Source organism: Amycolatopsis sp. NBC_00348, assembly GCF_036114655.1.
GTDB lineage: Bacteria > Actinomycetota > Actinomycetes > Mycobacteriales > Pseudonocardiaceae > Amycolatopsis.
This window is the reverse complement of sequence record NZ_CP107994.1, coordinates 2,457,887-2,470,291: the sequence shown is the minus strand read 5'-3', so window position 1 is coordinate 2,470,291 and position 12,405 is coordinate 2,457,887. Positions and strand designations below refer to the sequence as shown.

Sequence of the window (12,405 nt, the reverse complement as noted above, 5' to 3'; positions counted from 1 at the left end):
CATGAGTAGCGGGCTACTCGGCTTCCCGGCCGGGGACCGCGCGGACTACCTACGGGGCGTCGGCGGGACTACTCCCCACCTCGGGCCGGCCCACCACCGAAGCCAGCTCGCGGCGCCCGGAGATACCCAACTTCGCGTAGACGCCGTGCAGCACGTTGTCGACCGTCCGCACCGACACCACGAGCCGGTCGGCGACGGCGCGGCTCGTCAAGCCCGTCGCCACCAGGCGCGCGATCTCCAGCTCCCGGTCCGTCAGGTCCAGCGGCGTCTCCAGCAACGCCAACGCCGGCGTCGCGGCGTCCTCACAGGACGCCAGCCACGACCGCGCCCGCTGCGCCGACGTCCCCGCGCTGCCGAGCTTCCCCTCCGCCCGGTACAGCCGCGCCGCCTGCGCCGCGGCCTCCGCGGCGAGCAACCGGGCCCCGACGTCGGCGAAGCCGGTCGCGACCTCGTCCAAGGACGCCGCGTCCGACGCGCGCGCGTGCTCCGCGTACAACGACGGGAGGCGCCCCTCCAGATCCACCGGAACGACCTCGGTGCCGAACCGGAGCACGTCGTGGCGTATCTCCGCCGCGAGTGCGAGCCGGCCCTCGGCAACAGCCGAGGCGGCCGCCGAAGCAGCGAGGTCGGCCGCCCGCGTCAGCTCGCCCCGGGCGGCCGCGACCCAGGCGTGGGCCCACGTGCCGAGCGGCCCCGGAACGTCGGGCGCGTTCGCGACCTTGCCGGTCATCGCCGTCGCCCGGGCCAGGGCCGCGACCACGGCGGGGCGGAACGCGTGCGGCTGGTCGTGCGCCTCCGTCGCGAGGGCCTCGCGCAGCCAGCGGATCGCGCCGCGGAGGTTGCCGTAGGCGAGCGCGACCGTGCCCAGCGACGCCGACGCGCCGGCCAGCGCCGGGCCCCAGCGGTCGCGGATCGCGTCGCGGTAGCCGTCGCCGGCCAGGTCCTCGGCCTCTTCGACGCGCCCCGCCCCGCACAACGCGACGATCCGCGCGTGCTCCAGGCGGGCCCGCGCGCCGGGCGCGTCGGCGTCGGAGATCCGCCCGGCGAGCGCGAGTCCCTCGTCGACGACGCCGAGGCACGCCTCGACGCGCCCGCTCTCCGCCAGGGCCCCGGCCGCGACGACCAGCGCCGCGAGCCGGAGTGGGTCGCCGCGGCGGTTGCGGTCCAGTACCGGGCCGAGCAGATCTAGTGCGGCGCCGGCCGCCCCGGACGCCGCCCGCAAGGCCGCGCGGGCCGTCGCCAGCTCGTCCACTCCGGACGACACGGCCGTCTCCGCCGTGTCCAGCACCGCTTCGGCCTGCTCGGCACGGCCGAGGCCGAACGCCAGGTTCCGGGCGCGGGTCGCGGCGACGCGGGCGTGCTGCACGTCCGACACCGTCTCGCCCGCCAGCTCGGCCAGGAGGGCGTCGGCGTCGGCGTGCCTGCCGCCGGCGATCCGCACCTGGGCCAGCAGGAACTTCGCGGCGAACCCGCCGCCCAGCCGGACGGCCTCCTTCGCCAGCTGCTCGGCTTGGGGGAAGTCCTTGCGCAGCAACGTCTCCGCCGCCGCGCGGACCAGCTGCGGGTCGGTCGGCAGCCCGGCCGCGAGCCGCCACCGGACCAGCCTCGGCTTGTCCTCGGCCCGGCGCGCGCCGGTCATGTCGAGGGTCTGGGCGAGGATCCGGAACGTCTCCCGCTGGCGCAGCGGCGACGTCCGCCGCCGGATCACCTCGGCGTAGAGCGGGTGCGCGAGCCGGACCTCGAGACGTCGCCCGGTGCGTTCGGACACGACCAGCCCGGCCTGCTCGGTCGACGCGAGGACGCGCCCGGCGCCGAGCCGCACCAGCGGGTCGCTGCCCAGCGTCTCGCCGAAGGCCAGCAGTTCCAGCAGCCGCCGCTCGTCGGCGTCGACGCGGTCGGTGCGCGTCTCGATCAGCTCGACCAGGCGCGGGGTGGCGCGCAGCGCCCCGCTCCAGCGCCAGACGCCGTCCTCCGCCGACAGCGAACCGCTGTCGAGCCCGCCCTGCACGAGCTCGCGCAGGAACAGCGGGTTGCCGAGGGAGAGGTGCCACAGCCGGTGCTCCGCGCCGTCGTCGAGCCGCCCGCCCAGCGCCGCGGTGAACAGTTCCCGCGTTTCCTGGCGGGTGAGTTCCCCGATGTCGAGCCGTTCCGCGACACGGTCCTTCCACATCGCGAACACCGGATCGGGCACGCTCACCCCGTGCGGCGCGATCACCAGCACGAATGCGGCCGCCGTCGCCGCCAATTGGTGGACCAGCGTCGCGGACAAATCGTCGAGCAGGTGCGCGTCGTCGACGCAGAGCACCAGCCGCCTGCCTTCCGCGCCGCGGGTGAGGTGCGCGGCGACCTGGTTGAGCCGGTGCGCCCGGTCGGCGGTGCCGGTCGCGCCGCCGGGCAGCAGGTGGGCGAACGCCCCGAAGGGGATCGTCGAGGCCGACGACATCGCCCGCACCCAGTGCGTGCGGGCGCCCCCGGCCTCCAGCTCGGCCAGCAAAGCCTTGGCCAGCCGGGTCTTCCCGGCGCCGGCCCGCCCGGTCAGCAGCAGCCCGCACACCTCGGCATCACCCAGCGCCCGGCGAGCGAACGCCAGCTCCCGTTCTCGGCCGACCAGCGGCCAGTCCATGCCCACGCGTGCTGCCTCCCCACCCCTCGCGCGGCTTTCCGGTGTCCGCGCACACCTCTTCTCCGGATAATGACGACGCCGGGGGCGCCCAAGTACCGGATTCGCACGACAATTTCGCATAAATCTCCGAGCGGCCCGGCAAATGCGACAGAACGGACAACGGATCCGCTATTCCGTGAGTATTTCCCGAGCATTCTCCCGACGTCGTGATCAATGGTTTCCCGGTGATTCTTTTTCCCGGCACACCATGATCCCGACGACCCGTGGCAGGACGACGGCGTTCCAGCCCGCCATCCCCGTGACGAGCCCCGGTTCCGGGCCACCGGTCCACACGCGCACCTGCCCCGCCCGCAGGTCGCTGCCCAGCACCCGGCCCCACGGCACCTTCCCGGCGAAGAACCGGGGCCCGCGCAGCCCGCCGGCGTCGGCGTCGATCCGCGGCTGCCCGCCTCCCCCGAAGCGGGCCGTCCCGCCGGCCGTGATGGCTTCGGCCATGGTCGACGCGATCCGCGGGCAGGCCGCCGACTCCACCAGCTCGACCAGCCGCCGCCAGGTTTCGCGCGCGTCGTCCAGCTCACCCGGCGCGGCGTCGAACCCGAACCGGCACCGCACGAGGCCGCTGGCCAGGCCGAGTGAGTAGCTGGCCCGGTGCAGCCGGGCCGCCGCGTGGTAGGCGACCCGGTCCACCTCGCCCAGCCGGAACACCCGGTCGCCGATCGCGATCACGTCGCCCGCGGCGGCGAGCGTGCGCCCGCCGCTGGAGACCCGCAGTTCGCCGGAGCCGGTGAACGCGAACTTCCCGGCCGCCATCGTGTTACTTACCGGTCTTCGCCAGGCACAACACGACCCCGGTCTCGCCTTCCTTGCCCTCCCAGAACACCTGGTCGGCGTCGGGGTAGGCGCTGCACGCGCTGACCTGCGCCTCGGTCTGCGTCTTGTCCTCGACGCGCGCGACGACCTTCAGCGTCGCGGTGCTGTCGCCGCAGTCGACGATCTTCACGTAGTTCTCGCCGCTTTCGGTGACGCAGTTGCCGACCTGCGCGTTCTCGCCGTTGGACCGGGTGGCCACCCAGACCAGCGCGAGGATCGCGGCGACCACGATCAAGAAGATGGTGAGCACGATCTTCTGGCGCCGTTTCGGGTTCTTCGCCTTGGGCTGGGGCGCACCGCCGGGCGGCGGCGGACCGGGCATCCCGGCCTGCGGCGGCACCGGCCCGGTCGGCTCCGGGTACTGGGGTCCGTTTGCCTGGGTCATGACGTTTCCTCCCTCGGGAACCTGCTGTCACCTCCTGGGCGTTCCATGCCGTTCCACCACGTTCCACCCGAAGTTCGAGACAGCGCCGGCGAAGGCCCGCCAGGATGGGACGGCTCCCCGTACCCGAGGTGAGGACCCGAGGATGACCCGTCTGCCCGCCCTGGCCGTCTCCGTTCTGACGGCTTCCGCGCTCCTGACCGGCGGCACGGCGCACGCCGCGAGCCCGCCGTTCACCGGTTCGGTCTTCCGGGCCACGCACAACAGCTACTCGGGCAACGTCGACGGCGCCAAGAACGCCCTGGCCTACCAGCTCGACCACGGCGTCCGGTTCATCGAGCTCGACATCCACGACAACGGCTACGCCACCTCGCACGACTACGGCGTCGGGCACGACTCGCCCGGCAACCTCGTCGACCACAGCGGCGGCAACCCGGCGTCGAACAACCTGCGCGACTGGCTGGCCACGGTGAACACGTGGTCGGCGGCGCACCCGGCCGCCGCGCCGATCGTCGTCATGCTCGACCTGAAGGACGACCTGACCGACAACCCGAACTTCGCGGCGGGCAACCTGACAGCGCTGAACCAGGAGCTGGAGTCGGTCTTCGGCGGCCGCCTGCTGCAGGCGAAGGACTACCCCGCGGGCCAGCCGTCCGTGGACGCGCTGCGCGGCCGCGTGTTGCCGCTGCTCTCCGGCGACGCCGGGACGCGCGCGGAGTACAAGCGCGACGTCGGCTACCACCCGGCGGTCGCGCTGAACGGGCGCGGCCAGGTCGTCGAGGTGCACGACTCCGGCGGCGGCGGGCTCTGGTACTGGACCGGGACCTACGGCGCCGATGGGCGGATCACCTGGCTGCGGCACGGGAAGTACGACAACGGGCAGACCCCGGCCGTCGCGCTGAACGACAACGGCGACCTCGTCGAGGTCCACCAGTCGCAGACCGCGACCACGCTCTGGTACCGCGTCGGCAAGCTCGGTGCGGATGGCGAGATCACCTGGCAGGCCAGCCACCAGTACGACAACGGCGTGCTGCCGAGCGTGGCATTCACCAGCGGCACGCAGTTGCGCGAGATCCACCGGAGCCAGGGCAGCAGCCAGAACTGGAGCTGGAACGGCACGCTCTCGGGCACGACGGTCGCGTGGTCCGGCAACGCCAAGACGTCCGACGCGCGGTTCCCGATCGCCACGGCCACCGGCGGCGGCCGGACGGTGACGGTCCGGACCGCGGCCGACGGCCCGACCCCGGCGCAGACGCTGCGGGTGGACACGCCCGGCGTGACCGGCGACCGGATCCGCTACCGCCAGGTGGCCTTCGACGAGTTCCAGAAGGGCGATAGCGCGGAACTGCAGGATGGCGCGCTGTTCTACGGCGCGCCCGCGACGGAGTCGGCGTTCATCACCGCGGCCCGCCAGTCGGGCAAGCTGGTGCGCGGCTGGGACTTCGACTCGGCGGGCGACGCGACGACGCCCCTGGCGAGCTACCCGGCGTCCAACCACCCGTACGACGCCTGGTATGACACCCTGCTCACCCAGAATGGCGCGGTCCAGTAGCGCCTCGTGAGTGGTGATGAGGGTTCTAACCCTCATTACCACTCACGACAAGCCGCGGCAGACCAGCTCAGCCGGGGCGGTAGCAGCAGCGGTTGCCCGTTTGGACGCCGTCGCGCAGGGCGTCGCCGATCACCGCGTCGGCCGTCGCGATGCGGGTCAGGGCGCGGCGGATCGCCTTGCCCACCGCGATCCGCGCCTTCTCCTCGGCGCCGGCGAACTCGCGGACGCGCCCGGCCAGCCCGGCCGCCGCGGAGAGTTCGCCGACCAGCCAGTCGCGCTCGGAGCGCACCCGCTCGGCGCGGCCGTCGTCGTGGTTGGCCTCGTGCTCGTCGAGCTCGGCCTCCAGGGTGGCCAGCCACTTGCGGTAGTGGCTGGTCGCCGCCGGGTCCAGCACCGGCTGCCCGGACGTCGTCGCGGCGGTCACGCCGGGGCCGGCAGCGAGGTTGACGGCCGACAGCTCGTAGCCCGGGTTGTCCAGCAGCGTCGCGAGGTAGCCCATGCCGACGCTGTGCTCGACCAGCACCGACCGGCCGCCCAGCGCGAACAGCCACTGCCGGCCCTGCCGGCGGCAGGTGACCCGCCCGGCCGGCCGCGCCGGTGCGGCGGGCAGCGTCATCCCGAGTTCCGTGGCCTCCCGGGTCGCCGTCGCCAGTTCCCGGGCGGCTTCGGGGGCACCGAGCAACGCCAAGGCCTGCGCGAGCCGGGCCCGCGAGAGCGCGACGGCCGGCCAGTGCGCCAGCGCCAGGTTGTCCCGCACGGCCGCCCGGAAGTGCGTGACGGCCCGCTCGGGCTCACCCGCGGTCAGCATCGCGACGCCCAGCGCGTGCTGCACCGAACCGAAGCAGGCGACGGCGAGGCTGGCCGTCATCGGCAGCCGCGCGAACGGCGTCAGCAGCGCGTACGCGGCGAGCGCGGATTCGACGTCCGAGACCAGGCACGCGGACTCGACGATGCCGTACATCGACACCAGCCAGCTGCTCGACCGCGGCAGCAGCGCCAGGTCGCGGCCGCGCAACCGCGCCAGCGCACCGGCGGCTTCGCGCTCGTCCCCGGCCGAGGCTGCGGCGACGGCCAGCCCGGCGACGAGTGCGTTGTCGACCGCGCTGAGCGTCGGCGAATGCACCGTCTCGCGCAGCACCGGCAGCAGCTCGGCGACGCGGCCCTGGTACCAGCGGATGGCGCCGAGCTGCGCGGTGTACCAGCCGGTCGCGTCGGCGTCGCCCGCCAGCTCACCGCGCTGGGCGCAGGCCGCGGCCCGCTGCTCGGCCTCGGCGAACCGGCCCGCGCGGATGCAGAGCATGACGTCGATCGCGTCGAGCACGAACCCGACCGCGAGGTGGTCCTGCTCGGCCAGCAGGCCCCGCAGGTCGGCGAGCCCGCGCTGGGCGTGCGCGTCGCCGTCGAGGAACAGGTCGACGGTCCGCCAGAGCAGGCCCATCAGCAGGTCGCTGCGCCGCGACGTCCGGAAGCCCTCGGTGATCAGCTCCTGGGCCAGCGCCCGGCGCTGCCCGCCGTGGTCCGGCCCGAGCAGGCAGTGGTGGGCCAGGCTGGCGGCTTCGGCCCAGGCGACCGGGTCGCCCGCGCGCTTGGCTTCCTCCAGCACGGCGAGGATCTGGTTGCTCTCCCCCGCCACGTAGTCCGCTTCGCCGGCCAGCCGCGCTTTCAGCCGCAACGCGAGCGAAGAACCCGGGTCGACGGCGGACCGGGCGCTGCGCAACCGCGCCTGCAGCAACGCCGCCGCGGGCGCGCCGCGGTGCTCGTGCACCCACAACCCGGCCAGGCCCAGCGCCGCGCGGGCCATCCCGGCGCCGTCGCACTCCTGATCCGCCGCGCGGTAGGCCCGGTCGAACCACTCCCGGCCCGCGCGCAGGTCCCCGTCGGCTTCCAGCGCGTGTTCACCGCGGCTCAGCAGCTCGCCGACCCCGGTCGTCACCAGCGGCGTTTCCATCCCCAGCACCGTGCGCCCCCTCTCCCCCGCGAGAATGGTCCTCCCGGAGCCGAAGCAGGTCAACAAGCGAAAACCACCGCGCAAACCGGCCTCCCCGCCGGGAATTTTCCGTCGTCACCGTCCACTCTCGACGGTGACGCACCGGGTGCTGACGGTGGCCGTCAGCGCTTCGCCAGCGACCGGTAAGGCCCGGCGGCGAAGCTCTGCCCCATGACCAACGACGCCATGAAGAACCTCAAGGTCCTGATCTCCGGCGCGAGCATCGCCGGCCCGGCCCTCGCCCACTGGCTGACCCGCTACGGCTGCACCGTCACCCTCGTCGAACGCGCGGCTTCGGTGCGCCCCGGCGGCCAGGCCGTCGACTTCAAGGGCCCCACCCACCGGACCGTGCTGGAGCGGATGGGGATCCTGGCGGAGGTCCGCAAGCGGGCGACCGGCGGGCAGGACCAGACGGTCGTCGACGCCGCGGGCCGGCCCCAGGCGGTGATCCCGGGCGAGTTCACCGGCGGCGAGATCGAGATCCGCCGCGGCGACCTGGCCGAGCTGCTGTACGAGCGCACGGCCGCAGACTGCGAGTACGTCTTCGGCGACACGATCACGTCGCTGACCGAGACGGCCGACGGCGTCGACGTCACCTTCGCCAACGCCGCGCCGCGTCGTTTCGACCTCGTCGTCGGCGCGGACGGCATCCACTCGAACGTCCGGCGGCTGGCCTTCGGCCCGGAGCACGACTACGTCAAGTTCCTCGGTCACTACTACGCCCTCGCGGAACTGGGCGAGCAGGTCGACGGCGGCGAGGCCGTGATGTACAACGAGCCCGGCCGGATGGCCGCGGTCGGCGGGCCGAAGGCGTCGGCGTTCTTCGTCTTCGCCTCCCCGGAGCTCGACTTCGACCGCACGGACGTCGAACGGCAGCGCGCACTGCTGATCGACGCCTACCGCGGCGTCGGCTGGCGGGTGCCCGACCTGCTGACGAAGGTGCCGCGGGCCCGCGAGTTCTACCTGGACTCGCTCGCCCGGGTCACGATCGACCACTACTCGCGCGGCCGGGTCGTGCTGCTCGGCGACTCCGCCTACGGCAACACCCTCGGCGGCTTCGGCACCGGCCTCGCGATCGTCGGCGCGTACGTGCTGGCGGGCGAACTGCTCGCGGCCGGCGGCGACCACCGCGCCGCCTTCGCCCGCTACGAGGAGCAGTTCCGGGGCTACGCCAAGATCTCGCAGCGCGGCAGCGCGGGCCCGTTCCTCGCGCCGCCGTCCCCGCTGCGGATCAGGATGCGGGACTGGACGTTCAAGTCCCGCTTCCTGCTCCGCATGATGCTCAAGGCCACCGACAAGTTCGCCACCGACATCGAGCTGAAGGACTACCCGAGCTGACCGGCTACGCCTTGGGCTCGTAGGCCAGGTTCGGCCGCAGCCACTGCTCGACCTCGGCGACCTCGACGCCCTTGCGGCGCGCGTAGTCCTCGATCTGATCGCGGTTGAGCCGCCCGATGGTGAAGTACTTCGAGTCCGGGTGGGCGAAGATCAGCCCGGACACGCTCGCCGCCGGCGTCATCGCGAACGACTCGGTCAGGGCCATGCCCAGCTCGTCGGCCTCCAGGAGCTCGAACAGCTCGCGCTTCTGGCTGTGGTCGGGGCTCGCCGGGTAGCCGAGCGCCGGGCGGATGCCGCGGAAGCGCTCCGCGTGCAGGTCCTCCAGCTTCGGGTCGGCGTCCGGCTCGAACCAGCCGCGCCGCGCCTTGAGGTGGATGTACTCGGCGAAGGCCTCGGCGAGCCGGTCGGCCAGCGCCTTGACCATGATCGCGCGGTAGTCGTCCTGCTCGGCCTCGTACTTCGCCGCGAGCTTTTCGGCCCCGTGGATGGCGACCGCGAAGCCGCCGAGGTGGTCGCCCTCGGGGGCGATGTAGTCGGCGAGCGAGCGGTTCGCGCGGCCCTCCGGCTTCGACGTCTGCTGCCGCAGCATCGGGAACCCGATGTGCGAGAACTCGCCGTCGAGCAGGATGTCGTCGCCCTCGGTGTGCGCCGGCCAGTACGCGTAGGCGCCCTTCGCGGTGAAGCCGCCCTCGGCGATGATCTGGTCGAGCAGCGTGTTCGCGTCGTCGAACAGCTCCCGCGCGACCGGCTGGTCCAGGATCGCCGGGTACTTGCCCTTGAGCTCCCAGGCCAGGAACAGGAACTGCCAGTCGACCATCTCGCGCAGCTCGGTGATGCTCGGCTCCACGACCCGGACGCCGGTGAACTCCGGGGTCGGCAGGTCGGCGAACGACACCGTCTCCGGGTTCGCGCGCGCCTGCTCGAGGCTGAGCATCGGCCGGCGCTGCTTGTTGGCGTGCTGCTCGCGCAGCACCTCCTGGTCGGCCCGGTTCTTCTCGGCCAGCACGATCGAGCGGTCCGGGTCGAGCAGGTCGGACACCACGCCGACCACGCGCGACGCGTCGAGCACGTGCACCGTCGCGTTGTCGTAGACCGGGGCGATGCGGACCGCGGTGTGCTGGCGGGACGTCGTCGCGCCGCCGATGAGCAGCGGCATCTTCAGGCCCCGGCGCTGCATCTCCGTGGCGACGTTGACCATCTCGTCGAGCGACGGCGTGATCAGCCCGGACAGCCCGACCGCGTCGGCGCCCTCGGTGACCGCGATGTCGAGGATCTTCGCCGCCGGCACCATCACGCCGAGGTCGATCACCTCGTAGTTGTTGCAGCCGAGCACCACGCCGACGATGTTCTTGCCGATGTCGTGGACGTCGCCCTTGACCGTGGCGAGCACGACCTTGCCCTGGCCGTTCGACACGGCCGCCTTGCCCGCCAGCCGGGCCGCTTCCTTCTCGGCCTCCATGAACGGCTCGAGGTAGGCGACCGAGCGCTTCATCACGCGCGCGCTCTTGACCACCTGCGGCAGGAACATCTTGCCCGCGCCGAACAGGTCGCCGACGATCTTCATGCCGTCCATCAGCGGGCCTTCGATCACCTCGAGGGGCCGGGCCTTGAGCTGGCGCGCCTCTTCGGTGTCGTCCTCGATGTAGTCGACGATGCCGTGCACGAGCGCGTGCGACAGCCGCTCCTCGACCGTGCCTTCGCGCCAGGACAGGTCGACGACGCGCTTGGTGCCGCTGCCCTTGACGTTCTCGGCGAAGCTCACCAGCCGGTCGGTGGCGTCCTCGCGGCGGTCGAACAGCACGTCCTCGACCAGTTCGAGCAGCTCGGGCGGGATGTCCTGGTAGACCGCGAGCTGGCCGGCGTTGACGATGCCCATGTCGAGGCCGACCTGGACGGCGTGGAACAGGAACGCCGAGTGCATCGCCTCGCGGACGATGTCGTTGCCGCGGAAGGAGAACGACAGGTTCGAGATGCCGCCGCTGATGTGGACGCCGGGGCAGCGCTCCTTGATCCGGGGCAGCGCGTCGATGAACGCCTTGGCGTAGCCGTTGTGCTCGCTGATGCCGGTGGCGACGGCCAGCACGTTCGGGTCGAAGATGATGTCCTCGCCCGCGAACCCGGCCTTTTGCGTCAGCAGGTCGTACGCGCGGCCGCAGATGGAGACCTTGCGGTCGGCGGTGTCGGCCTGGCCCTGCTCGTCGAAGGCCATCACGACGACGCCGGCGCCGTAGTTGCGGATGATCCGGGCCTGGGCGAGGAACGGCTCCTCGCCCTCCTTCAGGCTGATCGAGTTGACGACGCCCTTGCCCTGGATGCAGCGCAGGCCGGCTTCGAGCACGGTCCACTTCGAGCTGTCGACCATCACCGGGATGCGGGCGACCTCGGGCTCGGTGGCGATGAGGTTGAGGAACGTCGTCATCGCCTCCTCGCTGTCGAGCAGGTCGGCGTCCATGTTGACGTCCAGCAGATTCGCCCCGCCGCGGACCTGCTCCAGCGCGACGTCGACGGCGGCCTGGTGGTCGTCGGACTCGATGAGCCGGCGGAACCGCTTGGAGCCGGTGACGTTGGTGCGCTCGCCGATCATCACGAACCCGGTGTCGGCGTTGATGCCGAACGGCTCGAGGCCGCTGAACCGGGTGAACGCGGGCGGCGCGGGAACCTCGCGCGGGGTGACGCCCTTCGCGGCGGCGGCGATCTTCTCGATGTGCGCCGGGCTGGTGCCGCAGCAGCCGCCGACTAGGTTGACCAGGCCGTCGCGGGCGAAGCCGCCGATCAGCCCGGCGGTCTCGTCCGGCGTCTGGTCGTACCCGCCGAACGCGTTCGGGAGCCCGGCGTTCGGGTGACAGGCGACGTAGGTGTCGGCGATCCGCGACAGTTCCTCGACGTGCGGGCGCATCTCTTCGGCACCCAGCGAGCAGTTGACGCCCACGACCAGCGGCTTCGCGTGCTCGACCGAGCTCCAGAACGCCTCGACGGTCTGCCCCGAGAGCGTCCGCCCGCTCAGGTCGACGATGGTGACCGAGATCCACAGCGGCAGCTCCGGCGCGACGTCGCGCGCGGCGGCGATGGCGGCCTTGCAGTTGAGCGTGTCGAAGATGGTCTCGATCATCAGCAGGTCGACGCCGCCTTCGACGAGACCGGCGATCTGCTCCGCGTAGGCGGCCTTGACCTGCTCGAACGTGACGGCGCGATACGCCGGGTCGTCGACCTTCGGCGACAGGCTGAGGGTGACGTTGAGCGGGCCGATCGACCCGGCGACGAACCGGCCGCCGAACTCGTCGGCGGCCTGGCGGGCCAGCTGCGCGCCGCGCACGTTCATCTCGTGGACGTGGGCCTGCAGGCCGTAGTCCGCCTGGCCGATGCTGGTGGCGGTGAAGGTGTTCGTCGTGGTGATGTCCGCGCCGGCCGCGAGGTACTGGCGGTGCACGTCGAGGATGACGTCCGGCCGGGTGATGTTGAGCAGGTCGGGGTCGCCGGTGACGTCGTGGGTGTGGTCGCCGAAGCGGTCACCGGTGTAGTCGGCCGGGGTGAGCCCGGCGCCCTGCAGCATCGTGCCCCAAGCGCCGTCGAGAACCGCCACCCGCTGGCTGAGCAGCTCGCGCAGCCGCGCGGTGGCCTCGGATTCGTGCGGGGTGATCGGGTTCACCGGCAGC

The 12,405-nt window shown here is 72.6% G+C and carries 7 protein-coding genes; 2 read left to right on the top strand and 5 right to left on the bottom strand.

Annotated elements, in window-relative coordinates; genetic code table 11:
* Positions 1 to 49: 49 nt before the first annotated feature.
* The 3 genes from OHS58_RS11140 to OHS58_RS11130 all read right to left on the bottom strand — a co-directional run bounded on the left by OHS58_RS11140 (position 50) and on the right by OHS58_RS11130 (position 3,878).
* Positions 50 to 2,623 carry an AAA family ATPase gene (locus OHS58_RS11140; RefSeq protein WP_328649792.1) on the bottom strand — a complete coding sequence of 858 codons (2,574 nt, stop codon included), beginning with the start codon at positions 2,621 to 2,623 and terminating at the stop codon, positions 50 to 52.
* 210 nt (positions 2,624 to 2,833) lie between these two features.
* Positions 2,834 to 3,433 carry a hypothetical protein gene (locus OHS58_RS11135; RefSeq protein ID WP_328648161.1) on the bottom strand — a complete coding sequence of 200 codons (600 nt, stop codon included), beginning with the start codon at positions 3,431 to 3,433 and terminating at the stop codon, positions 2,834 to 2,836.
* A gap of 4 nt (positions 3,434 to 3,437) precedes the next feature.
* Entirely contained in the window at positions 3,438 to 3,878 is a 441-nt protein-coding gene (locus tag OHS58_RS11130; RefSeq protein WP_326953051.1) for an LppU/SCO3897 family protein, read from the bottom strand.
* Positions 3,879 to 4,020: 142 nt separating this feature from the next.
* Between OHS58_RS11130 and OHS58_RS11125 the strand changes: the two genes are divergently transcribed.
* Positions 4,021 to 5,427, top strand: coding sequence for a hypothetical protein (locus OHS58_RS11125; RefSeq protein WP_328648160.1), 1,407 nt, complete (start codon positions 4,021 to 4,023; stop codon positions 5,425 to 5,427).
* A gap of 67 nt (positions 5,428 to 5,494) precedes the next feature.
* Here the strand turns inward: OHS58_RS11125 and OHS58_RS11120 are convergent, their stop codons facing one another.
* Positions 5,495 to 7,375: a hypothetical protein gene (locus OHS58_RS11120; RefSeq protein ID WP_328648159.1), complete on the bottom strand. Its 1,881-nt coding sequence runs from the start codon at positions 7,373 to 7,375 to the stop codon at positions 5,495 to 5,497.
* 225 nt (positions 7,376 to 7,600) lie between these two features.
* Here OHS58_RS11120 and OHS58_RS11115 point away from each other — a divergent pair, with 225 nt between their 5' ends.
* Positions 7,601 to 8,752, top strand: a complete 1,152-nt coding sequence (locus OHS58_RS11115; protein ID WP_328649791.1) for an FAD-dependent monooxygenase — start codon at positions 7,601 to 7,603, stop codon at positions 8,750 to 8,752.
* Positions 8,753 to 8,756: 4 nt separating this feature from the next.
* Here OHS58_RS11115 and metH read toward each other — a convergent pair whose 3' ends face one another.
* Positions 8,757 to 12,398: a methionine synthase gene (metH, locus tag OHS58_RS11110; protein ID WP_328648158.1), complete on the bottom strand. Its 3,642-nt coding sequence runs from the start codon at positions 12,396 to 12,398 to the stop codon at positions 8,757 to 8,759.
* Between the last annotated feature and the right edge of the window lie 7 nt (positions 12,399 to 12,405).